The 23,764-nt window shown below is 62.5% G+C and carries 22 protein-coding genes; 7 read left to right on the forward strand and 15 right to left on the reverse strand.

All coding sequences use genetic code 11. From position 1 onward, the window contains the following. The first annotated feature begins 302 nt into the window (after positions 1-302). Positions 303-1,979: a sensor domain-containing diguanylate cyclase gene (locus GM658_RS24415; protein WP_371865255.1), complete on the forward strand. Its 1,677-nt coding sequence runs from the start codon at positions 303-305 to the stop codon at positions 1,977-1,979. Here GM658_RS24415 and GM658_RS24420 read toward each other — a convergent pair whose 3' ends face one another. The 5 genes from GM658_RS24420 to GM658_RS24440 form a co-directional block, all read right to left on the reverse strand. Continuing rightward, positions 1,980-2,354, reverse strand: coding sequence for a four-helix bundle copper-binding protein (locus GM658_RS24420; protein ID WP_155456676.1), 375 nt, complete (start codon positions 2,352-2,354; stop codon positions 1,980-1,982). 58 nt (positions 2,355-2,412) lie between these two features. Next, positions 2,413-4,374, reverse strand: a complete 1,962-nt coding sequence (locus GM658_RS24425; protein ID WP_155456677.1) for a methyl-accepting chemotaxis protein — start codon at positions 4,372-4,374, stop codon at positions 2,413-2,415. A 9-nt stretch (positions 4,375-4,383) separates the two neighbouring features. Beyond that, entirely contained in the window at positions 4,384-5,145 is a 762-nt protein-coding gene (locus GM658_RS24430; RefSeq protein WP_155456678.1) for a TorF family putative porin, read from the reverse strand. A 94-nt stretch (positions 5,146-5,239) separates the two neighbouring features. Next, a complete protein-coding gene (locus GM658_RS24435) occupies positions 5,240-6,247 on the reverse strand; it encodes a sensor domain-containing diguanylate cyclase (protein WP_211841927.1) in 1,008 nt (335 codons plus the stop codon). Between the two features lie 17 nt (positions 6,248-6,264). Next, the gene (locus tag GM658_RS24440) at positions 6,265-7,500 is read right to left on the reverse strand and encodes a PepSY-associated TM helix domain-containing protein (protein WP_155456679.1); all 1,236 of its coding nucleotides are present in this window, start codon (positions 7,498-7,500) and stop codon (positions 6,265-6,267) included. Positions 7,501-7,593: 93 nt separating this feature from the next. On the opposite strand from GM658_RS24440, the gene GM658_RS24445 reads away from it, so the two are divergent. Further along, positions 7,594-9,720 (forward strand): TonB-dependent receptor, encoded by a 2,127-nt coding sequence (locus tag GM658_RS24445; protein ID WP_229417052.1) that lies wholly within the window; start codon positions 7,594-7,596, stop codon positions 9,718-9,720. Here the strand turns inward: GM658_RS24445 and GM658_RS24450 are convergent. Together GM658_RS24450 and GM658_RS24455 are read right to left on the reverse strand one after the other, a co-directional pair. Then, the gene (locus GM658_RS24450) at positions 9,698-11,044 is read right to left on the reverse strand and encodes an MFS transporter (RefSeq protein WP_155456680.1); all 1,347 of its coding nucleotides are present in this window, start codon (positions 11,042-11,044) and stop codon (positions 9,698-9,700) included. The genes GM658_RS24445 and GM658_RS24450 overlap by 23 nt on opposite strands. A gap of 121 nt (positions 11,045-11,165) precedes the next feature. Then, positions 11,166-12,095 carry a GlxA family transcriptional regulator gene (locus tag GM658_RS24455; protein ID WP_211841928.1) on the reverse strand — a complete coding sequence of 310 codons (930 nt, stop codon included), beginning with the start codon at positions 12,093-12,095 and terminating at the stop codon, positions 11,166-11,168. Between the two features lie 97 nt (positions 12,096-12,192). Between GM658_RS24455 and GM658_RS24460 the strand changes: the two genes are divergently transcribed. Then, entirely contained in the window at positions 12,193-12,828 is a 636-nt protein-coding gene (locus GM658_RS24460) for a cysteine hydrolase family protein (RefSeq protein ID WP_155456681.1), read from the forward strand. On the opposite strand, the gene GM658_RS24465 is transcribed toward GM658_RS24460, so the two are convergent. Genes GM658_RS24465 through GM658_RS24475 form a run of 3 tightly spaced genes read right to left on the reverse strand, consistent with a single transcriptional unit; the run spans position 12,774 to position 15,808 of the window. Continuing rightward, positions 12,774-13,178: a hypothetical protein gene (locus GM658_RS24465; RefSeq protein WP_155456682.1), complete on the reverse strand. Its 405-nt coding sequence runs from the start codon at positions 13,176-13,178 to the stop codon at positions 12,774-12,776. The two genes, GM658_RS24460 and GM658_RS24465, sit on opposite strands and share 55 nt — an antisense overlap. Positions 13,179-13,196: 18 nt before the next feature. Continuing rightward, entirely contained in the window at positions 13,197-14,123 is a 927-nt protein-coding gene (locus GM658_RS24470) for a Gfo/Idh/MocA family protein (protein WP_155456683.1), read from the reverse strand. 17 nt (positions 14,124-14,140) lie between these two features. Continuing rightward, the gene (locus GM658_RS24475; protein WP_155456684.1) at positions 14,141-15,808 is read right to left on the reverse strand and encodes a sodium:solute symporter family transporter; all 1,668 of its coding nucleotides are present in this window, start codon (positions 15,806-15,808) and stop codon (positions 14,141-14,143) included. A gap of 322 nt (positions 15,809-16,130) precedes the next feature. Here GM658_RS24475 and GM658_RS24480 point away from each other — a divergent pair, with 322 nt between their 5' ends. After that, complete coding sequence (locus GM658_RS24480) at positions 16,131-17,300, forward strand: MFS transporter (protein ID WP_155456685.1); 1,170 nt, start codon at positions 16,131-16,133, stop codon at positions 17,298-17,300. 11 nt (positions 17,301-17,311) lie between these two features. Beyond that, a complete protein-coding gene (locus GM658_RS24485) occupies positions 17,312-18,247 on the forward strand; it encodes a TIGR03571 family LLM class oxidoreductase (protein WP_170298954.1) in 936 nt (311 codons plus the stop codon). An 83-nt stretch (positions 18,248-18,330) separates the two neighbouring features. Here the strand turns inward: GM658_RS24485 and GM658_RS24490 are convergent, their stop codons facing one another. Both GM658_RS24490 and GM658_RS24495 read right to left on the reverse strand, forming a co-directional pair. Further along, positions 18,331-18,822 (reverse strand): hypothetical protein, encoded by a 492-nt coding sequence (locus tag GM658_RS24490; protein ID WP_155456687.1) that lies wholly within the window; start codon positions 18,820-18,822, stop codon positions 18,331-18,333. Positions 18,823-18,876: 54 nt separating this feature from the next. Beyond that, positions 18,877-19,956: a YeiH family protein gene (locus tag GM658_RS24495; RefSeq protein WP_211841929.1), complete on the reverse strand. Its 1,080-nt coding sequence runs from the start codon at positions 19,954-19,956 to the stop codon at positions 18,877-18,879. Between the two features lie 8 nt (positions 19,957-19,964). Here GM658_RS24495 and GM658_RS24500 point away from each other — a divergent pair, with 8 nt between their 5' ends. Then, positions 19,965-20,870: a LysR substrate-binding domain-containing protein gene (locus GM658_RS24500; RefSeq protein ID WP_155456689.1), complete on the forward strand. Its 906-nt coding sequence runs from the start codon at positions 19,965-19,967 to the stop codon at positions 20,868-20,870. A 7-nt stretch (positions 20,871-20,877) separates the two neighbouring features. Here the strand turns inward: GM658_RS24500 and GM658_RS24505 are convergent, their stop codons facing one another. The 3 genes from GM658_RS24505 to GM658_RS24515 all read right to left on the reverse strand — a co-directional run bounded on the left by GM658_RS24505 (position 20,878) and on the right by GM658_RS24515 (position 22,384). Then, positions 20,878-21,237, reverse strand: a complete 360-nt coding sequence (locus GM658_RS24505) for a hypothetical protein (protein WP_155456690.1) — start codon at positions 21,235-21,237, stop codon at positions 20,878-20,880. 111 nt (positions 21,238-21,348) lie between these two features. Beyond that, positions 21,349-21,870 carry a hypothetical protein gene (locus GM658_RS24510; protein ID WP_155456691.1) on the reverse strand — a complete coding sequence of 174 codons (522 nt, stop codon included), beginning with the start codon at positions 21,868-21,870 and terminating at the stop codon, positions 21,349-21,351. A gap of 7 nt (positions 21,871-21,877) precedes the next feature. Next, entirely contained in the window at positions 21,878-22,384 is a 507-nt protein-coding gene (locus GM658_RS24515) for a DUF2059 domain-containing protein (protein WP_371865257.1), read from the reverse strand. A gap of 186 nt (positions 22,385-22,570) precedes the next feature. Here GM658_RS24515 and GM658_RS24520 point away from each other — a divergent pair, with 186 nt between their 5' ends. Further along, on the forward strand, positions 22,571-23,755 hold the full coding sequence (locus tag GM658_RS24520; protein WP_155456692.1) for an efflux RND transporter periplasmic adaptor subunit: 1,185 nt from the start codon (positions 22,571-22,573) through the stop codon (positions 23,753-23,755). Positions 23,756-23,764 lie beyond the last annotated feature (9 nt).

The raw sequence follows: 23,764 nt of genomic DNA on the forward strand, positions 1-23,764 counted from the left end.
TGGCTTATCGAAGATGGCTGTGGCGGGCGCCATCATGCGTAAGCTAGTGCATCTGGTTTACGGAGTCGTAAAGTCAGGCAAGCCCTTTGACCCAAATTTCCTGGGTAACGGGCTTGCTATTCAAGACAGTATCTGACCCCGACTTTCACGCTGCTATTGCTGAGTTGCTTTGTAACAACGTGTTGTGGGCTCAGCTGGCGGGGGCGGCTACATTCTTTTATACTTCGTTTGCGCCTTACTCCCGCGTAACGTTTCTCCCGGCCAAATCTTCGCCTGGCATTCTCCTTTTTCGGGAGATCGTCGTGCGCCGCATTCCTAAACTCCAGACTTTCAAGTTCAAGATCTCAGCCCTGCTGGTGCTGATGGTGATGCTCGCCACCGTACTGGTGGGCGGTGCTTCGCTGCTGGTTGCGGAACATGAAATGCGCAAAGTCATCGCTGCGCAGGAAATGTCCATGCTGTCCAGCGCGGCAGCCTATCTTGACCGCGACATTACGTCAAAACAGCAGGTCTTGCGGGTGCTGGCGCAGAGCTTGCAAGCCGAGCCGGTTGCGGCCTCCAGGATCCAGGGCCAGCTCGAATTGCGTGAGGCTTTGCGCGATGAGTTCTTCAATGTGACGGCCTACTCTGCGGACGGGAAACTGGTCGCCAACCTGCAGGACCGGCGCCTAATCGGCAAACTCAATAGCAAGAACCGCCAGTATTTCCACGACACCATCGCCGCGCAGGAGGGCATTGTGTCGGCCCCCTTCCGCAGCGTCCTGTCGGGCCGGCCCGTGGTGGCGATCACCCAGCCGGTACTGGCCCGCGACGGCAGCATCGAGTATGTCCTGGTCGGCACGATCGACTTGCAGCGCCCTGCCTTTGCCGGGCAGTTGAATGCCCTGCGCGACCGCTCTGAGGGCTACCTGTTCATCCTCACCGCTGACGGGACCACGCTGTACCATCCCGACTCCAGCCGGGTGCTGACCCAGTCAAATACGCCCGGCACCCTGGAGCACGCAGTGCTGTCCGAACCCGATGGCTGGCGCGACGATGCACTCGACCATGGCGAGCCGGTGCTGCTGGCCCATCAGCGCCTGCAGAGGGCCGACTGGACATTAGCGGTATCTTTCCCCATCCGTGACGCCTTCGCCTCCATGAGCAGCCTGCGCTGGCGCGCTTTCGTGGCGGCTTCCGTGGTGGCCCTGGTGGCCGGCCTGCTGGCCTGGCTGTTCATGCGGCCCTTGCTGGCTCCGCTCTACCGCCTGTACGGCCAGGTACGGGCGTTCGGCCGCGAAGAGGTCGATATTGAGTTGTTCAACTCCAGCAATCCCGATGAATTCGGCCACTTGAGCCGCGCCTTTTACCAGGTCGCACGCCAGCAGCAAATGGCGGAGCGCAACCTGCAGCGCCTGGCCACCACCGACGCCTTGACCGGCGCCCACAACCGCCGCATGTTCGATGAGTTCTTCCCGCAGGCCTTGAAGCGCGCCATTCGCGCCGGCCAGCAGATCGGGCTGGCGGTGCTGGACATCGACTATTTCAAGGGCATCAACGATAATTTCGGCCACCAGGCGGGCGACGCGGTACTGGTGCAGTTTGCCGACCGCCTGCGCAATGCCGTGCGCAGCACCGATACCGTGGCGCGCATCGCGGGCGACGAGTTCGTGATCGTGTTCGAGCACCTGGAGGCGGGCCACGATGTCAACCTGCTGGGGCAGAAGATCGTGGCCGCCATGCAGGCCCCGTTCGAGGTGAACGGACGGCCGCTGAACGTGACCGCCAGCATCGGTATCGCGCTGACGACCGAACTGCCGGCCGACGTCGACAAGGTGATGCTGGCGGCGGACCAGGCGCTGTATTGCGTCAAGGCGGCCGGCCGCAATGGCTTCGCGGTCAACACCGTGGGCGCCGAGCGCATGCTGGCGGTGCGCGACTTCGGCGCGCCGTCCAAGCAGGACAAGGAGAAGAAGTCCTGGCCTTCCAGCCGCTTTTGATCAGTGGCGGGCCGGGATAGTCGCCGGCCGCACTTGCGACTGCGCCATGCCGGCCATGCTGCGGCATTCGCTGGCGCAGCGGCGGCAGGCGACGGCGCAATCCTTGCAATGTTCATGGCTGTGCTGTTCGCATTCGGCGGCGCAGGCGTCGCAGATATCGGCGCAGGCATCGCACAGGCCGGCGGCCAGCTTGCTGCCGCGCTGCATCAGGCCGACGCATACGCGGCACACCTGGGCGCAATCGATGTCGTTGGCAATGCAGTGCGCGAGGCTGGTGACGTCCTGCTCCTGCAGGCAGCTGGCAGCGCAATAGTCGCAAGCGGCGGCGCAATCGTTGCAGGCGTCGATGCAGGTTTGGTACTGTTGCTGTGTCATGGCGACCTCCTTTCGGAAAGCGCCAGACTAGCACCGCCACGCTGTCAGGCTCGCACGCTTACTCGCGCAGGGCCAGCGCGCGGCCTGGCGTGCCCGACGCCAGGCGGAACTCGCCTACCAGCGCCACCAGGGTTGCCGCCTGCTGCTGCAGGCTTTCCGCCGCGGCCGCGGCTTGCTCGACCAGGGCGGCGTTTTGCTGGGTAACGCCATCCATTTGGCCAATTGCCTGGTTAACCTGGCCTATCCCGTTGCTCTGTTCCCCGCTGGCGGCGCTGATTTCGCTGACGATATCCGTCACCCGGCGCACGCTGGCCACGACCTCTTCCATTGTGCTGCCTGCCTGGGCCACCAATGAACTCCCGGCCTCCACCTGCTCCACCGAGTTGCCGATCAATTCCTTGATTTCCTTGGCCGCCGCCGCGCTGCGCTGGGCCAGGTTGCGCACTTCGCTTGCCACCACGGCGAAGCCGCGTCCCTGTTCGCCGGCGCGCGCCGCTTCCACAGCGGCGTTTAGCGCCAGGATATTGGTCTGGAAGGCGATACCGTCAATGACGGAAATGATGTCGACCACTTTGCGCGAGGATGCGTTGATCGATGCCATCGTATCGACCACCTGCGCCACTACTTGGCCGCCGCGCAAGGCGACTTCCGACGCACGGGCCGCCATCTGGTTTGCCTGCCGCGCATTATCGGCGTTCTGCTTCACGGTGCTGGTCAACTGCTCCATCGTGGCGGCGGTCTCCTCCAGCGCACTGGCCTGCTGCTCTGTGCGCGCGGAAAGGTCCGCATTGCCTTGCCGGATTTCAGTGCTGGCTGTGGCCACGCTGTCGGACGATTCGCGCACGCGCGCCAGCACGGAGTGGATCTTGCCAACGAAGGTGTTGAAGCCGGTGCCGATTACCGCCAGTTCGTCGTTGCCGCGCACTTCCAGCCGCGCACTGAGATCGGCATTGCCGCTCGCAAGTCCCGACATGGCGCCGCCAAGTTCGCGCAATGGCTGCGTCAGGCGGAACAGCACCATGACCAGGATCACCCCGGTCGCTACTGCGCACAGCAGCGATACCAGCAAGGTATAGAGAAGCAGTTCACGTGCCGAGGCAGTGGCCACCGCTTGCGGGAAACTCATCTTCACGGCCCAAGGGGCAATATCGGGATGCAGCACCAGTGGCTGGATCAGGTGCACCATGCCCTTCTTGTCCTGGTACTCGTAGGGCTTGCCGCTGCGGATGCTGGCCAGCCCTTCGGTCGGAATGTCCGACGCAGGTTTTCCAACCAGGGCATCGTCAGGATTACTGGCATACAGGCCGCCATTGGAGACCAGCGACAGCCGGCCGCCCTCGATCGACTTCATGTCCTTCAGGATCTCGCCCAGCCGCGTCAGCATGAAGTCGGCGCTAGCGGTCCCCTGGAAGGCGCCATCGATCATGATGGGCGCGACCAGGGACGCCATCAGCACGTCCTTGCCGTTGACGGGGTAGGAGTACGGTTCGGTAAAGAACACCTTGCCGGTGCGCTTGGGAACGTCGTACCAGTCATTGGCGCCAGGCTTTGGATCGAAGACGATCGGCTCCACGTTGGCGCCGCCGCCGGCAGCGCGCGTGTAGTACGGCATATAGCGCCCGCTGGCGTCGAATTCCGGCTTCTTGCCCGCAAACTCCGCGTCCTTCGCATCCAGGGCATTGGGCTCCCAGGTGACGGCGGCGCCAATCAAGTCGTCGGAACTGAATAAGGCCGCCTTGGTGATTTCGCCCGTCTGCTCACGCGACAAGGGCATTTTAGCGCCACGCGTAGCGCGCTGTGTGGCCCCGAGCTGGATGATGGTGGCAAGATTGCGCCCGATGCGCGCTTGCAGTGCCGAGGCGGCGGCGGCAGCCTGGGTGCGTGCCAGGTTCATCGCATTCTGCTCGGCGGTATGGCTGCTCTTGAAGCCGGTGACCGCTGCCGTGACCGCAAGGCTGATGACGACCAGCAGCGTGGCCGCAATGCAGATTTTTGCATTCAGCGACAATTTCGACAGCATGCTGTCCTCCTAGAAGGTTTTGGCAACAGTCACGACGAAAGTGGTTTTCTCGGTGTTTGAATAGGCCAGGTTGCCGGCAGCATCAGGTACACCGCTGGTGTAATGACGATAGACATCGGTTGCGCCTTTGCCGCGCGTTACAGCGCCAGCGAGCGCCCAGCCGTCCGCCAGGGCCTTGGTCACGCCGGCCTTCACGTCGCGCCAGTTCCAGATCTGGTTGCCTGGCCCGCCCACGTGCGCGTCGCCGGCATGCAGGTTGAGCGTGTATCCCTGGCCAAGGTCGAGGTTCATGCCGACGTCGAGATAGCCGGTACCGCGGCCGTCGCGGATGCCAAAAAAGTGCGGGCTGACGGTGTAGTTGTATTTGACGTAGGCCGCCTTGTAGGTGAGGCCCAGCGATAGCTCGGTGTAATTGAATGTCGTATCGGTGGAACTGACCCTGGCGCCGGGGTAGATGTATTCATAAACGACCAGGCTGTAGCCCACGTCCCCCGCGGTGGCTGAATAGCCGGCGTACAAATCCCATTCGACGCTGGCCTCCTCGATGAATTTGTCGCTGACATTCGAAGCCCAGGTCCCGGCGATGAAGCCGCTGGGGTGGACGTAATCAACGCCAACTTGCAGTGCGGGTTTGTCCCAGGTCTGGCGGATACCGCGCGACACGTATTGGCTGGCAAGTGTGACGGTAGCGGTCAAGGGAGGAGCAGCCGGCGCTTCCTGCGCCTGAACTGCGTTGGAAACCAGCAAGGCCAGCCATAAGCAGTATCGCATCCTACCCTCGCTTTCAATGTGGGGGACTTGAAAGCTATAGTAGATGCAAATCTCAAACCTTGCTTCTACAGGTGAAAGGAACGTTGCGGGCCTGCTACGCCGCGACGGTCTTGCGCGCCTGCTTGACACGGTACATGGCCTGGTCGGCCAGGTCGATCAGTTGGTCCATGTCCTGCCCGTCGTCGGGGCTGATGGCGTAGCCGATGCTGGCGCCCAGCCGCAGGGCGCGGCCTTCGAATTCAAACGGCGCCCCAATGGCACTGTTGATGCTGTGGCACTTGGTGCCGACCACGTCGCGGTCGCGCACTCCGCACAGGATGACGCCGAACTCGTCGCCTCCCAGGCGCGCGGCCAGGTCGTCCTGCCGCAATTCGCGTGCAATGCGCTGGGCCACCTGGCAGATTGCGGCGTCGCCGGCCCTGTGGCCGAGGTTGTCGTTGATCGCCTTCAGGCCATCCATGTCGATGTTGACTACGGCAACGCTGCTGTCGGCGCGGTTGGCGCGGGCCAGTTGCTGGCGCAGGCGGTCGTAGAACAGTGCGCGGTTGGCCAGGCGGGTCAGCGCATCATGCGTGGCGCGGTAATACAGGTCGCTCGATTCGTATTGCACGGCGTGGAAGATGGCGGCGCCGATCAGCTCCGACAGCAAGCCGAGGATTTGCGCCTGGTAGGCATCGAAGGCATTGGTGTGCGGGGCCCCTACTTTCAATACGCCGACAGTCTGGCCTTCGTGGCGCAGCGGGACCACCAGCATTGAACGCAGGCCGACCCTGCGGCAGGCTTCGCGGTCGACGCGCGGATCGGTTTCGGAATCGTCGCACTGCAGGATCTTGTCCTCGGCGACGCACAGGCCGGACAGGCTGCCTTCGCGCTTCAGGCGCAGGCCTAGCGCACCTTCCGCTACGCCAGCGGCGGCACGGTACACCATCTCACTGCCCTCGGCCAGTTCCACCACTGCGGCCGTGGCGCCGCACAAGGCGCCGGCGCGCTGGCAGACCAGTTGCATGACCCCGCCCAAGTCCAGGCCCTGGCGCGCGATGTCGGTTTGTAAGTTGATGATCTCCAGCAATACTGCTGGGTTAAGGTTCAGTGCACTCATCATGCCGCAGCCGCAAATTCTCACACATTTTCACAGATTTCAGTGTGGACCATTTGTGACCGTTTGGCAACTTTTTTAACTTGTTTCGTGCTAGCTTTTTGGTGCATTTTGCGCCGGCCCAACCATAGCAGGAGGCCGGTCAGCATGAAGGCCAGCGGCGCCAGCCCGCTGAAGGAAACCAGCACCCTGCCCGCCAGCCCAAAGGCTTCACCGGTATGGAGCGGGAACTGCCAGTTGAAGAAGCTGTCGCCTGGCGCCGCCTTGAGCGGATCGCGCACGCGCAGCACGGCGCCGCTGAAGGCGTCGACCGAGACGCGCGTCAGGCCATCGCCTTCACGGACCTCGTCCGGCTGGCGCAGGCGGATCTCGAACGGCGCTTTGGAGGAGGCGATCGCGACCCGGGTCAGGCGGCCGTGCGGCACACTCTGCTGGGCTGCTTCCAGCGCGGCCGCCACGCTGATCGGCTCGCGGCCCGCGGCCGGGCCATTGGCCAGCTTGGCATTCGGTGCCAGGGTTGCCACCACGGCCACCGCCGGGCGCACCCAGTCCGGCAGGTTCATCGCCATGCCGGTAAAACCAAGCACCGCCAGCACGGGCGTCATGAAGAAACCGGCAGTGCGGTGGAAGCTGTAATGGAAATGACGTGAGTTGACGGCGCCGCGCACGGTGAGCGCCTTGCGCAGGCTGGACAGCGTCGCTTTCGGCCACCACAGCACGAAGCCCAGCAGCGAAGTCAACGCCAGCAGCAGGCCGCTGATGCCAGTCACCGTCTTGCCAACCTCGCCGGCGAACAGGTAGCGGTGCACGTGGAACAGCGACGGCATCAGCAATTCGCGCGACAGGCCGAATTCGCCGTAGTTGCGCTCCCCAAGGATGCGCAGGGAATAGCGGTCCAGCATGACCTGGCGCGCCACGTCGGTCGCAAAGCTGCCCTTCTCCTTCTTCGGCTGGCGGTACCAGGCGACATACACGTCATCGGCCTCGTAAGGCAGCATCAACTGGGTCGGTTTGCCGTAGCCTGGCTCGGCCAGCAGGCGTTCAACTGCGGCCTGCACCTGGGCCGGCGCCGGCGCCTGGTCGGGGGCGCCCGCTGGGGCTTGCGAATGCAGCAGGCCAGGATTCAGCGCCGCGTCCAGTTCATGGGTCCAGGCGATCGCCGCGCCGGTCAGGCCGGCCGTGACAAAGATCGCCCCGAATACCAGGGACACGTAGAGGTGGATTTCGCGCAGCCGCGCTCGCAGCAAACCAGTCAGCATTTTTTATGTCAGCAATAAATTGTTTGAAATTATAAATGAGAATGATTATCATTGCGAACTTGATTTTGTATCTGACTGTTTAGGAGTGACTGAATGACCGCCTTGCATCCCCTCTCCCGTGCCGTAACCCTGGCCTGCCTCGCCCTCTCCACGGGAGCGATGGCGCAAAATCTGAAGGAGCCGATGCAGGAAGTGGTCGTCACCGCAACCCGCAACAGTAAGAGCGTGGACAAGATTCCCGGCGCGGTCAGCGTGATCTCGCAAAAAGAACTGGAGGCCCAGTACCTGCTGGCGGACGACCCGTCGGCCGCCCTGGCGACCTACATTCCAGGCTACGCGCCCAGCCGCCAGAAAATGAGCTCCACCGGCGAATCCCTGCGCGGCCGCAACACCCTGATCCTGCTGGACGGGGTACCGCAAACCAATCCGCTGCGCGGCGGCATGCGCGAGGGCTATGTGGCCGATACCGCCATCATCGAGCGCGTGGAAGTGATCAATGGCGCTTCCGCCATGCAGGGCATGGGCGCGACCGGCGGCATCGTCAACTACATCACCAAGTCGCCCAAGGCGGAGGGCACCACACAGTCGGTCAACGTGCGCATGTCGTCCCAGCTGCGCCATGACAGCCTGGATTGGAAGACCGGCTACACCCTGCAGCACAAATCGGGCGACTTCGACTTGCTGGCCTTCGGCAGCATCCAGCAGCGCGGCCTGGGTTACGACGGCCAGGGCCGCCCGCTCGGCATCGAATCCGTGCAAGGCGACACCATGGACTCGCAGGGCACCGACCTGTTCTTCAAGATCGGCAAAAACTTCGGCGACCAGCGCCTGCAGCTGACCATCAACCGTTTCCGCATGGAAGGCGACGGCGATTACAAGCAAGTGCCTGCGGTCTTTGCCACCGGCACGCCGACCAGCTCGACGTCAGGAACGCCGGAGGGCGCGCCGCCGCGCAACAAGGTCAAGACCAGCAGCCTGGAATACCGCCACAACGACCTACTCGGTGGCAGCTTCAACGCGCAAATCTTCAAGCAGGATTTCGCCTCCCTTTACGGCGCGACCGACACCAGCACCTTCCAGGATCCGGCCATCGTCGCGCCGCCGCTCAAGCTGTTCGACCAGTCCGAGGTAGTGGCCGACAAATACGGGGCCAAACTGACCTTCGTACGCCCCGACACCCTGGTGAAAGGCCTGGAATTCACTGCCGGCCTGGATTTCCTGCGTGACCGCACCAAACAGTGGCTGGCCGATACCAGCCGCACCTGGGTGCCGACCCTGGACTTCACCTCGCTGGCCCCGTTCACCCAGCTGGAATATGAGTATGGCCCGCTGACCGTGCGCGGCGGCATTCGCCATGAAGACGCGAAGTTGAACGTCGACACCTACACCACATTGGCCGCCTACGGCAGCCGCCTGGTGCAAGGCGGCGAACGGTCCTTCACCAAGAACGTGAAAAATATCGGCGCGGTATGGCGCTTCAACAAGAACTGGTCGGCCTTCGTCTCCAGCGCCGAAGGTTTCGGCCTGCCGGACGTGGGCCTGGTGCTGCGCGCCGTGAACAAACCGGGCCAGTCGGTCGACACGCTGTTCGACATGGAGCCTGTCGTCACCCGCAACAACGAGATCGGCGTCAACTGGCGCGGCGCCAAGGGCAGCCTGGGCGCCTCGTTCTACGATTCACGCTCCAAACTCGGCACCGCGCTACGTGTGGACGCCAGCGGCATCGGCCGCATTGACCGGGTGCCGACCACGGTGCGCGGCTGGGAAGTTTCGGGCGAACTGCGCGCCACGAAAGAGTTGTCGGCCTTCGGGTCCTACGCCCGCACCTTGGGCAAGACCGCCGCCACCGCCGGCGCACCGATGGACGTGGAACTCGGCGCCCGCGCCCAGGGCCCGGACAAGCTGGTGGCAGGCGCCAACTGGCAATTCATGCCGAAAGCGAACCTGCGCCTGCAGGCGACCACCTTGTTCGACCGCGACATCAATATCGGCCGCACCGTCAAGACCACCAACCTGGAAGAGCACTTTAACGGTTATACCCTGGTGGACCTGGCCGGCAGCTACGATTCGCCGTGGGGCAAGGTCGGCGTCGGCATCGAGAACCTGTGCGACCGCCAGTACATCGGCTACTACCCGCAGTCGGCGAGCTACAAGGACACGAGTTCCTACTTCGCCGGCCGCGGCCGCACCTTGTCGGTCAGCTTGACCCGTAGCTTCTGAGCGAACCGGCGCGCCGCTCATGGGCGTTCATGGCGCACGCCCAGAGCAGGACGGCGAGCGTCGCCGACAGGCCTGAGACCAGGAAAATCAGCCGGAAATCGTTGCCGCTCCAGCTGATGACCAGGCCGGTGCCCGCTGCCAGGACCATGGCCAGGATGGCCGTGACCGAAGCGGAGAAAGCGGCCAGCTCGGAGAAACGTTCGCGCGGCAGCACCAATGGCAGCAAAGACGCGGTACCGGTCAGGAAAACGCCCGCCAGTACGCCATGCACCACTAGCCAGAACAGGTAGGACTCGCGGCTGCTGACGAACATCCACGCGAGCAGCATGCCGATTGCGTACATGGCCAGCGTAACGAGCCCGATTCGCATCGGATGGACGTGGTCGGCCAGCCATCCCAACGGCCAGGCCAGCACGATCGAGATGCAGTAAGTGAGCGCGATCGCCTGGCCATAGCTGCTGCGGTCCACATTGAATTGCGCCATCGCGTTATAGCCGTTGATATTGACCGGCAACACGCAAATCACCGCCATCCCTACGGCCGCGAACAGCAGGACGAAGAACCACGGCGCCCCTTCCCTTTCCGCACGCAGGCGCCCAAGCAGGCGGCGGCTTTCGGACGGCGGCGGCGGGTAGGACGGCTCGCGTACACCGGCACAAAGCACCAGGAAGCCCACAATGAACACCGCTGCGATCACCAGCATCGCAGTGCTCGCAATCGCCGGCACGTCATTGCGGAACACCAGGAAGAAAAACCCCGCGCCCGCCGCCAGGCTCACAATCCGGAAGAAGGCAAAGAAGCGTCCCAGCACTTCGCGCGGCACGGTGTCGTTGACCAGGGCGATAAACACGGCGTTGATGACGATGGAGAACAGGTCGAACACCACCCACAGCACGCCCATGCAGGCGATGACGGTCCGGTCGCGCTGGCGAGGACCGCCGCTGGAGGCATGATGCAGGTAGTCCGCCAGCGGCTGGCTGAACGCCAGCAGCACCAGGCTGCCGGCCAGCAGGGGCGTCAGCGCAAGCAGGAAAGGAATGCGGCGCCCGAGCCGGGTCCGCGTGCGGTCGCTCCAGGCTCCCACGGCCGGTGCGGCAAACAAGGCGATCAGGGCCGGCAGGACGCCGAACAAAATATTCAGCAAAACGGGATCAAGGCTGAATTCCCGCAACTGCGCCTTGACCAGTTCCTGGACCGCACGTTCCTTGAGCGACCAGGCCAGGTCGCCCACCAGCAGGAAGCAATACAGGGGAAGAAGGCCGAGCAGTCCGCCGCCGACCAGCAGCGCGGCATTGTTCACCGGCGAGAGTAACGGCTTCGACATAATGAACACCGGGCGGGCGCCGTTGCTTTTTCACAAACCGTGAAGATTGGAGAGAATCTTCATTTTACCCGAGAGAAAAATCCTCATCTATGGCAAGGCCGCAACCAACCTTTCCGAGGTCTCAGGCGTCAAACAGCTTGCGATAGGCCGACGGGGAGCTGTGAAAGGCGGCGCGGAAGTGCTGCCTTAACGAGAGCGCGCTGCCGAAACCGGCCGCCTGCGCCACCGCCTCGATCGATGCATCGCTGGTTTCCAGCAGGCGCTGGGCGTGCGTCAGGCGCTGGTTCAGCAGCCATTGCTTGAACGAGGTGCCGGTGGAGTGGCGGAAGTGGCGCGTGAAATTGCGGCGGCTCATCGCTGCGCGCGCCGCCAGCGCGTCGAGGCTATGCTCTTCGGCCAGCCGGTGCTGCACCCATTCCAGCACCTGCGCCAGCCTGCTGTCGCTGGCCGTCGCGGGCACCGGGCGCTCGATGAACTGGGCCTGTCCACCCTCGCGATGCGGCGCCACCAGCAGGCGGCGCGCCACCTGGTTGGCGTGGTCGGCGCCGGCCCATTTGCGCAGCAGGTAGAGCGAGCAGTCCAGCCCTGCCGCCACGCCAGCCGATGTCACCACGTCGCCTTCGTCGACGTACAGCACCTCCTCGTCGACTTTCACTTGCGGACGCAATTCGGCCAGCCGGCCGGCAAAGGCCCAGTGCGTGGTTGCGACGCGGCCATCGAGCAAGCCAGCCTCCGCCAACGGGAACGCACCCAGGCACAATCCCACGATGGTCGCCCCGCGCGCATGGGCGCGCCGCAAGGCCTGCAGCAGTACTGCCGGCGCCGGACGGCAATCGTCGTGCCAGGTGGGCATGATGACGACATCGGCTCCCTCCAGGCCGCGCAAGCCCTTGCCCGGGGCAATATCGAAGCCGGCCGAGGTGCGCAGCGGGCCCGGCTCCGCCCCGCACACCGTCAGCTCGAATAGCGGCCCGCGAAACACCAGGCAAGGCACGGACAGGTGGAATGGCGTCATGCCGTCGAAGGCAATGATGGCGATTTTTTTAAGCATGGCCCGATTATATCGAATATCGTCCTGCGGGCCACTGTCGCGAGAACCGTGTGCGGCGCACAATGGCTCCATCAACAACACATTTGGAGGAAACATCATGCCACGCCGCGCCCTGATCGTGATCGATGTACAAAATGAATACTTCACCGGCAACCTGCCAATTGAATACCCGCCGGTGGAGCAATCGCTGCCGAACATCGTGCAGGCCATGAAAGTGGCGCGCGAAAGCGGCATTCCGGTGGTGGTGGTGCAGCACGACACGCCGGAAGGCACCCCGATTTTCGCCGTCGGCTCAGACGGCTGGCAGCTGCACCCGGACATTGCAGCACTTGGCGCGGATCACGTGATCAACAAAAAACGGCCCAGCAGCTTCACCGGCACTGACCTGGCGCAATGGCTGGCCGACAGGCAGATCGACACCCTGTCCATCGTGGGTTATATGACGCAGAACTGCAATGCTTCAACGATTTACGAAGCTGCGCATATGGGATTTGCGGTGGAACACCTGTCCGACGCAACCGGCGCGCCTTCTTACGAAAACGCCGCCGGCCGTGCTACGGCGGAAGAAATCCACCGCGTCCTGAACGTTGTGTTCCACTCCAACTTCGGCGCCGTGACAACGACGCGCGAATGGGCCGACGCCGTCAGCGCCGGCCGCGCCATCGCGAAGGACAACGTCTATTTGTCGGCCCGCCGCGCCCGTGAAAGCTTGGGCCGCGCCTCGTCGGTCTGACGTTTGCCGGCAGGGCCGGTCGCCGACTCCTGCGCGCCGGCGTGCTGGTCCTGCTGCATGCCGCTGCCGCCGCCGGCGCGCTCACGCATCCGTTCGGCGGACTGGCGGGCCGCCCAGCCGGTCTGCTGGCTCGCTTCGCCGCCCCGCTCACCTACTCCTGCCTTAGCCTGCTGCTGCGCCACGCTGGAGCGCTGCTCATTGCCCGGCTCCACACCCGGCGCGCGCCCTTTCAGGCTGTCGGGCGCCATCGGGTTGATCTTTTCCTTGCTGACCATGGTTGCATCCTCCTGCATCTGGATGTCCCATGATGCGCCCACCTGGCCGCCACCTGTATCGGTATAGGCGCGCATGCAGTGTAGGAGGACGCCTTACTCGTAGTATGGCTCGACGCTGGAGAGCTTGCCGACCAGGAAGGCGTCGGCCACCGCCTGCAGCGGCGACAAGTCGACATCGGAACGGCCGCTGGCGACCAGGCCCAGGAAATGCTCGTACATCGAAGGGTATTCCCGTTCCGGCTCGTCCAGCACGACTTTCCCGTTCACTTCCATGGTACGGCCGCCCAGGTGCAATGCCATGGTGTCCCCGGCTTCGGACTCCACGAATATGCTCCAGGTTTGCTGGCCCAACTGCAGGAAGTCGAACTCCGCATCGATCGCCACACCGTGTTCGCTCACCATGTCGAGATCGGCGCGGATTGGGGCGCTGCAGTTGGACGGCACTTGCAGCGACGCCTTGCGCACCAGCGCATAACCGCCCAGCAGCCGGGTCAGGATCGACAAGGCATTGATGCCCGGGTCGAACACGCCCATGCCGCCCGCTTCGAAAATCCATTTCTGGCCGGGGTGCCACTGGCGCACGTTTTCCTTCCAGCGGATCTTGATCGACTTGATGGGCCGCGCCAGCATCCAGTTGCGCGCACTTTCCACGCCGGGTGCAAAACGCGAATGCCACCCTGCCAGCGCCGTCACGCCGCGCTGCGCGGCCATGGCTGCGATGGAAGCGGCTTCACCCACTGTGGCAGCCGGCGGTTTTTCCAGGAATACGTGCTTGCCCGCTGCAATTGCCTCGCCTGCAAGCTGGTGCCGGACTTGCGGCGGCGTGCAGATGGACACCGCCTGGATTTCGGGATGGGCTGCGAGCATGGCGCCCATATCCGGATAACGCAAGATGCCGTCCGGCGCGCTGGCCGGCGAGCAGCCAGCCACCAGTTCCAGGCCCTTGTTGCCGCGAATCGCAGGAATATGCTGGTCGACCGCGATCTTGCCGAGTCCGACCAGTCCGATTTTCAAAGTCATCTTCTACCTCCTTTCGATTACCAGAGCGCCCCGTAGACAACGGCCAGCAGCAGGCACACCACGGCCGAACCGATGGCGAAGCCACGGTCGACGCGGAACAGCGAACGGTCAACCACCATGGCCTTGGCCGCGCCGTCACGCTTGCCCAAAAGGCTGATCAACACCATGCCCGCAGCGACAGCGCAGAACACCAGGAACATGCGGTCGATGAACGGAATTTCATAGACGCCGCTGCCGTTGTCGGCGGCAAAGCCGATCGGCGCGAGGAAAGACAGGTCCATCATCGTCGGCAGGAATTTCAGGACGATGGAGAACACCAGGCCGCCCACCGTAGCGAACATCGCAGCGGCGTTGGTCGCCTTCTTCCAGAAGAAACCAAGCAGGAACATGGCCAGGATGCCAGGCGATACGAAGCCTGTGTATTCCTGGATGTAGGCGAAACCGCCCTTCTTGTCGATGCCCAGCATTGGCGCGATTACTACCGCGATCGCCATTGCCGCCACCACGGTAAGACGGCCCACCCACACCATGCGCTCTTCACTCGCCGACGGCGCAAATTTCTTGCGATAGATGTCCAGCGTAAAGATGGTGGCGATACTGTTTGCCTTGCCTGCCAGCGAAGCCACCACGGCCGCGGTCAGGGCCGCGAAGGCCACGCCGCGCAGGCCGTCCGGCAGCAACGCCAGCAAGGTTGGGTAAGCGCGGTCTGGATTCAGCTCGCCGCCCACACGCAGCGCGCCGCCCAGGGCGCCTGCCTGGTCCAATGCGAAGGCCGCGATACCAGGCAGCACCACGATCACAGGCATCAGCAATTTCAGGAAAGCCGCGAACAGCAGGCCTTTGCGCGCGGTCGGCAAGTCCGCGCCCAGGGCGCGCTGGGTGATGTACTGGTTGCAGCCCCAGTAGTTCAGGTTAGCGATCCAGATGCCGCCCAGCAGGATGCTCAGGCCCGGCAAGTCCATATAGCTTGGATGGTCGCGCGACAGCACCATGTCGAAGTGGCCGCGGGCACGGGCGAACAGTTCGGCCGTGCCATGCAGTGCGCCTTTGCCGCCGCCCAGGCCGGCTACCAGGTCGAGCGCGATCCAGGTGGTCACCAGGCCGCCGATTACCAGGCAGACCACCTGGATCACGTCGGTGTAGCCGATCACCTTCATGCCGCCCAGCGTGATGACGGTGGCGAAAACGGCCAGGAACAGCATGCAGGCGCCTACGCTCAGGCCCGAAATACTGCTGATGGCGATGGCGCCGAGGTAAAGGATGGACGTCAGGTTGACCACGATGTAGAGGCCAAGCCAGAACAGCGCCATGGTCGTCGCCACGCCCTTGCCGTAGCGCTGCTCGAGGAACTGCGGCATGGTGTAGATGTGGTTCTTCAGGTAGACCGGCATGAAGAAGACCGCCACGATGATCAGTGTCGCTGCCGCCATCAGTTCATAGACCGCAATCGCCATGCCGATCTTGAAGCCGGAACCGCTCATGCCGATGAACTGCTCGGCGGAGATATTGGAGGCGATCAGCGAAGCGCCGATTGCCCACCAGGTCAGCGAGCCTTCGGCGAGGAAGTAGTCACGCGAAGCCGAGCCGGAACTGTGATTCTTGCGGCGGTAAACCCAGATGCCATAGGCCGCAACCACGGCAAAATAGATCAGGAAAACAATTGAGTCGAGAGATGTGATTTTCATGGGTGTCTCTTATTTTTTAATATCCCAAGCTTAACGAATCCGCTATTCCCTAGTTATGAGGAATAATCGCTGAGCTATGATTTTATGGAATAGCTCGTCCTCCAGAGCGCAAATAATCGCTCATATATTCTACGAACACACACAGTTTGGGCGCGGCATAGCCGCAAGCCGTCCAAAGCACCCAGCCTCTCTCCCCGCGCCGGCGTCGATCTAGGCGGGCCACCAATTATTGATTCCAAATCAAAAGTGTTTAGAGCATCCAGGGCTTAATCTGCAAATATTGCCCGGCTACACTGCGATTCATTGAAAAGGAGAACGTCCAATGAAATCGTCCACCGCCCTGTTAGCCCTTGCCACCGGCGCCTTCGCCATCGGCACGACGGAATTTACCCCGATGGGCCTTCTGCCCGTCATCGCCGATGGCGTTAATGTCAACATTCCCACTGCGGGCATGCTGGTTTCCGCCTATGCAGTGGGCGTCATGGCCGGCGCCCCGGTCATGACCCTGCTGTTCAGCCGCTTCGGCAAGCGCGCAGCGCTGATGTCCCTGATGCTCATCTTCACCATCGGTAACCTGCTGTCGGCCTTCGCGCCGGGCTATACAACCCTGCTCATTTCGCGCCTGATCACCAGCCTGAATCACGGCGCCTTCTTCGGCATTGGCGCCGTGGTAGCGGCCAGCGTGGTACCGAAAGAGAAACAGGCCAGCGCCATCGCAGCCATGTTCATGGGCCTGACCGTCGCCAATATCGGCGGCGTGCCCGCCGCAACCTGGATCGGCCAGCAAGTCGGCTGGCGCGTTGCTTTCGGCGGCACGGCGATGCTTGGCCTGCTGACCATTGCTGCGCTGTGGCTCGCCCTGCCCAAAGGCGAGGCCGGCACGCCGCCAGATGTCCGCCGCGAGCTGAAGGTGCTGACCCGCCCGGAAGTGCTGCTGGCAATGGGCACCACCGTGCTGGCTTCCGGCGCCATGTTCGCGCTCTATACCTATGTCGCGCCGCTCCTGGCTGAAATTACCCACGCCAGCCCTGGTTTCGTGGCACTCGCACTGGTGTTGATCGGCATTGGCTTCACCATCGGTAACAGCCTGGGCGGCCGCCTCGCCGACTGGTCGCTGGACGGCGCAACCAAACTGATTCTCGCCGCCCTGGCGATCACCATGGCCGTGCTGCCGCTGGTGATGACGACCCAGATCGGCGCAGCCATCGGCCTCGTTGTGTGGGGCGCCGCAGCCTTCGGCATGGTGCCGCCGGTACAGATGCGTGTGATGCAGGCTGCGGCGCAAGCGCCTGGCCTGGCCTCTTCCGTCAACGTTGGCGCGTTCAACCTCGGTAACGCCGTTGGCGCGGCCCTTGGCGGTGTAGTAATCAGCCAGGGCTTCGGCTACGCGGCTGTACCGCTGGTCGGCGCGGCGCTAGCTGCCGGCGGCTTGCTGCTGGTATGGCTTGGCAACGCCGGCCGCCGCCAAGCCTCTGCCTCCGCCGCAATCTAAAGGAGCACTTCGTGAATACCGCTTTGGAACGACTGGCAACCGGTGGCTTCAGCATCGGCATCGAAGCCCCGCTGGACAACGACTGGACGCACCACGGCGAGCAGGCGCGCCAACTGGCCGGCCGCCTGCCGGGCGAACCGGATATCAGGCGCCATGCCGAACTGGCGCAACTGGCCGACCGCCTGGGATTTCGCGCACTGTGGGTGCGTGATGTGCCGATGTACGATCCATCCTTCGGCGACGCAGCCCAGGTGTTCGAAGTGTTTTCCTACCTGGGCTACCTGGCCGGCATCACCAGTGACATCCTGCTCGGCACGGCCGCAGTAGTCTTACCGATTCGCGAACCGCTGCTCACCCTGAAGTCCGCCACAACGCTGCAGCGCCTGAGCGGGAATCGCTTGCTGCTAGGCGTTGCCAGCGGCGACCGGCCGGTGGAATATCCCCTGTTCGGCCGCGACTTTGCCGGGCGCGGGAACAGCTTCCGCGAGCAGGTGGCTCTGTTGCGCGATGGTGCGCAATCAATCCTGCCGGGAGGACTACATGTGCTGCCGCGAATGGACGCAGGATTACCGCTGCTGGTGGCGGGCCTTGCGCAGCAAAGCCCGGACTGGGTAGGCATGCACATGGATGGCACCCTGGCTTATCCCGGCACGCCGGAAGACCACGCCCGCCGCGTGGCAGCCTGGCGCACGGTGGCCGGCGCCAAACCCTACGCCACTTTCATCCACCTGGACTTGGCCGAGCGCCCCGATGAACCATTGCTGCGCTGGCGCTTCGGTTTCCGCGGCGGCCGCGATGCGCTGGTCGCCGAGCTTCAGGCGCTGCGCGCGGCCGGCGTCGACCACGTTGGCCTCCACTTCCGCCGCAACCGCCGCCCGCTCGACGAAACCTTCCACGAGATCGCCGAGCATGTGCTGCCAATTTTTCACAGCGGGGGTAAAAAATAACACCACTCTTCGCCGGCCGCAGCCTCCGCGTCGAATTTGGCGGGCTTGATCCTTGGATTGGGTGGCAAGCTCTTCGGGATCTATTAAGCCGACGGCTTGCGATACCCCGATTCCATCCAGGCCGTCGCGCTCGCGACACTCAGCCTGAAATTCGGCGCAACCCGCACCTGCGCCAGCTCTTCCCCGAACGGATCGAACGCCGTCAGCGTCGCATACGGATCATCTTCATCCGCCGTAATGTCCAGGTTCACGGTAACGTAGGCAGCGCCCACCGTGTGAACCCGCACGCTCTTGTGCAGTTGCGCATGCAGTTGCTGCTCATGGCGGCGAATCACCTCGCTGGCCGTCTTCACCAGGGTGTTGAAGGCATTCACGTCCAGCGGCTTAGGGTTCTTCTTATCGCGCCCCATGGTCCACGGGCCAACCAGCGCCGGCTCCGCCTCGCCATCCTTGATCATTGCAACTGCCCAGCCATCGTCGTCTTCATTCTTGATGACGCGTGCCGTCCAGCCATTGCCCTGCCAGACGCGGTCTTCCTGCACCAGCACTTCTTCTTCCATGAATTCTTCGATCATTGCGGCTCCAGTGTTAGCTTGCTGAAAATACTGTGATTATATACAGTTATTTTTCTACGGCAAGAGCCAGAAGTTAACTGCGCCGCCAACGACCAGCAAATGCACGAAAAGCAGCAGTCCGAGCACGAAGACCTTCAACCCAGATTGACGGAGACGGCCAATATTGGTATCGATGCCCAGAGCTGCCATCGCCGCCGTCAGGCAGAACGTACCGAGCAGCTTCAGCCCCTCAGTTGCCGACGGAGGAATCCAGTGCAGCGAATTGACGCCCGCCAAGGCCAGGAAGCCCAACGCAAACCACGGCACCGGAACCGAAAGGCCTTGCCCGTCGGAGCGAGCGGCCATCCTGCTGCCAACGAACAGCACGAACGGCACCAGCATGACCACCCGCAGCATCTTGACGATCACCGCCACCTGTTCCGCATCGCCACCAATCAGGTTGCCGATCGCGACGACCTGCGCCACCTCATGCACTGTCGACCCAATGTATGCGCCGAAGCCCGCAGGGTCGCTCCCCAGCCAACCATACAAAGCCGGATACACAAAAATCGCTACCGTACCAAATACGATGACAGCTGCGACAGCCGATGCCGTGGCCGCAACTTCGCGCTGCTCGTTCATCTTCAACGCCGGCGCAGTGGCGACAATCGCCGCCGCACCACAGATCGCGCTGCCCGCCGATGCCAGCAAAGTCGTTTCCCGGTCCAGCCCCAGCAAACGCGTGCCAATCAACCAGCCCAATCCCAGCGTCGAACAAACCATGAGCAGGTCGATCCAGATCCCCCTGCTGCCAGCCGAAACGATCTGCGCAACGCTCAGGTTCAAGCCATACAGCATGACCCCCAGCCGCAGCACACGGCGCTGTACAAAGCGGAAGCCAGGCACCAGCGGTCCCGCCGACAAACCGGGAACGACATTTCCCACTAAAGCGCCCGCAAACATCGCCAGCGTCAGGGAGCTGATGCCGTAGCGCGCCAGCCCAAGAGCTGGCAGCGCCACGGTCGCCAGCGCCGCAAGCATGAACGGGGTTCCGATTCCGCACAAAGTCTTTTTCATATGCTTATCCAATGAGTTGGACAGCATCTTGAAGCAAGGGGTAACATTAGTGAAACAAATGATTTTTATCCAAATCATCAGCGAAAATGATCAGACTGACTTTGCGCCAACTGGAAGTATTCGTTTCCATCGCCGGCCAGCACGGACACGTAACGCGCGCCGCGCAAGCCATCGGCATGACGCAGGCCGCCGCCAGCATGGCAATTGCGGACCTTGAACAGCAGCTCGACGCAAAGCTATTCGACCGCGTCGGCAAGCAGCTGATATTGAATGAGACCGGCCGCATCCTGCTGCAGCGGGCGCAGGCAGTGCTCGACCGCGCCGCCGAGATCCAGATGCTGGCAGCCGGAAACCAATCGATCTTCGACATCCGACTGGGCGCCAGCGTCACCGTCGGCAACCATTTGCTGCCGCCCGTACTTGCGCGCTTCAAGCACAGCTTCCCGAACGGCCAGATCCGCGTTATGCGCTACAACACAGACCAGGTGCTGTCGCAGCTATCGGACTTCAGTATTGAATTGGGGTTCGTGGAAGGCCCAGTCGAAGACAGCCGCTTCCGCACCTTCCCATGGAAAAAAGACACCCTCACTATTTTCGCCGCAGCAGGGCATCCCCTGGCAGGCAAGAAGCTGACGGCGGCGGACTTGGCCGCAGCAGACTGGGTGATGCGCGAGCCCGGCTCTGGGACGCGCAAGGTATTCGAGCGCTCACTGGCTTCCCTCGGCATCGTGCCGCGCATAGCGCTGGAACTGGAACAGCCGGCCGCGATCCGCGAATGCGTCAAGGCCGGCATGGGGCTGGGATGCCTGTCCCGCCTCGAGCTACAGGACGCGATCGCCGCCGGTCAAATCGTGCCCCTGAAAGCCCTGCACATCGACCTTGGCCGCAACATCAACATCGTCCTGCACAATCAAAAATATGTCAGCGAGGCGATTGGCACGATCCTCAAGCTATGCGGGATCCGGACGCCAACGACCGGATTGGCGGCGTAGTCAGTTATCACTCGCGGCCAAGCGCCCACTGCCCGGCACCACCGAGCGCCGTGGCCGATACCACCAGCAGCAGGAACAAGGCATGCAGGTCGCCGAGGATCGAGGCGCCATGGATCCAGCCCATCACTATCGGGAAGCCGATGATCAAGGTCAGCACCACGCTGGCGAAAGGCATCAGGAAGCCGACCATGATAAGCGCACCGCACAACATCTCGAGAATGTGCATGCCCCAATAGCCAGCAGCATGCAGCGTCGATGGGAAGCCGGAATGACGGATTGCTTGAAAACCTAAAAGGATGGCCAGGCCACCAATGGCAAGGCGCAGGAAAAATCGGGACGCGTCGAGACGGGATTTGGAAACTGCCATGGAAAACTCACGAAAAATTGAAAAGGGTTGCAGCTGCGCGCGGGCCGGCAGCCAGCTCCTCGCACCGGGCGATTGTCGCATCGCCTCGGCGCGCCATCAAGACCCGTCGCATTATTGCAAGTCTTTTGCGGTGCACGTCGGCTCTACTTCGTAGCCCAAGCCCATGTACAAGTGCGACCGCAATTTGCCTTTGGTGCGCTTGATCAAATGGATGCCCTCGGAGCTGATGCATGTCCGGATTGACGAAGTTCCAGCCATTTCCTTGACATCCAGTCCGGTACCACGCGACTTTGGCGATTCCGTTGCCGCAATTACTGCAATCCCGACAAAAGGCAGCCAATCGGATTTCGGCGGTGCGGCTTTCAGTGCGTATTTATGGACGTCTTTCATCGAGAACTCATCCGATAAAAACTCATTCTCCTCGAGTGCGGCCTGCTCCCCAACTACCGCAGTAGCACAACAACGAACAGCTTTCCCATCATCGAACTGATAGACAACACTCTTTCCAAGAATATTCTCGGCGGTCGTGTAGAGAAATAGGTTCCCGCTTTCGCCCGTCCGCACGAAGCCCTCGGATGCATGCGTGCCCTGCGCAATGAAAAACAGCGCCAAAGCCAGCTTCCTGATGTTCATTTTGCGATTACTTCTTTGGGTTAATGATCTGCTGCAGCAGTACGAAAGTTTCGTGGTGGATGGCCTGCTCATTCGCCTTGAATTCGCGGTCGGCCTTGATATAAGCAGGCTTCTTCAGCGCCGCCTGTTCCGCAGGCGTCGGCTTGGGTGCAGTTGGATAAAGCTGGGCGCCGCTGTTGTAGATACTGTTCAATACCTTCTTGCCATAGCTGGACTGGTAGAACTGCGTCATCTCGGCCACCGTTTCAGGGCTGAGGAGACGGGCGACCGGCGTAGCCAGTCCGTTGTAGACGGTTTCCGCGGGCAGTGCCATCACCTTGTCCATCACGCGATCGCGCTCTGCTGGCGTGGCGTAGCGGCTCATGCCGGCCGTCATACGCATCATTTTTTCGGCCTGCATAGCCGCCAGCAAGTCATGGGTTGCCTTGACCTGGCTGGCATCAGGATTCGGATTGGCAGCTTGAGCGTTGCCTGCCAGCGTAGCAGCGAGCAGAACGGCAGAAATGAATTTCACTTGGATTCCTTTACAAGAAGACAATAAACCTCGAACTAGACGGGCGGCATTGTAACTTGCATATGCCCTTGCGTCTTTTCTGTTCATTAATAAGGTTGTGCTATTCTTGCCCCTTGATTGGAAGTAAGCCATACGCAGTAAGAATCGGCATCCCCGCTGTGCAACACAGTTTGGAAGGTTCTCGCTATGCAAACGCTGACCGCTCGTCTTATTCCCGTCGTCGTCCTGGTTGCTCTTTCAGCATGTGGCGCCAAGGAGGATCCTTCCAAACAGGCGGGACAGCCGCCAGCCGTGTCGGCTGCGCCGGTCGTCAAGCGGCAAGTCCAGGAGTTCGATGAATTCACAGGGCGGTTGGAAGCTCCGCATACCGTCGATGTACGTTCGCGCGTGCCCGGCAACCTGGTCAAGGTGCATTTCAAAGAGGGCCAGCTCGTCAAAAAAGGCGAACCGCTCTTCACCATCGACCCTCGCCCCTATGCCGCCGAAGTGGCGCGCGCGGAAGCACAATTGCAGTCCGCAAAAACACAATCGGACCTGAACAAATCCGAATTTGCGCGGGCCGAAAAGCTCGTCGCAGTCCGAGGCGTAAGCCAGCAGGAACTTGACCAGCTACGCGCCGCCGTCGCCAACTCGCAGTCCGCCATTCGCGCCGGCGAAGCGGCATTGACGCAGGCGCGCCTGAACCTCGAGTTCACGAATATCACTGCGCCAGTCGATGGCCGCACTTCCCGTGCCAATGTCACCGAGGGCAACCTGGTCAATGCGGGCGACCCGATCCTGACGACCGTCGTCTCCACCGACAAGGTCTACGCCTATTTTGACGCCAGCGAAGCGCTTTACCTCAAGTACATGCGCGCCGCCAAAGACGGCACGCGAGCGTCTTCCCGAGACACGCCAAACGTGATCTACCTTGGACTGTCCAATGAGGATGGCTTCCCCCACGAAGGCAAAATGGATTTCGTGGACAACCGCCTGAATCCCGCCACGGCATCCCTGCGCGGGCGCGCGGTGTTCGACAACAAGGATGGCCTGTTCACGCCAGGCCTGTTTGCCAGGCTGAAGCTCGTTGGCAGCGGCAAATACATGGCGACGGTCGTTCCCGACCGGGCGCTGACGACGGACCAGACCCGGAAAGTCGTCCTGGTCGTCGGCAAGAACAATATCGTCGAACAGCGCGAGGTCAAGCCTGGTGCGCTGATTGACGGCATGCGCGTGGTTGAAGGTGTTAAGGAAGGCGAACTTGTCATCGTGGATGGCCTGCTGCGCGCCTTCCCCGGCGCACCGGTCACACCGCAGGTGCTGAAAGTGGACGAGAAGGGCATGCCCATCCCCGCCCCGCCGCCCGGAGCTCCCGCACCGGCCAAGGGTTGAGGAGGAGCC

It is taken from the genome of Massilia eburnea (genome assembly GCF_009720745.1).
GTDB lineage: Bacteria > Pseudomonadota > Gammaproteobacteria > Burkholderiales > Burkholderiaceae_D > Rugamonas > Rugamonas eburnea.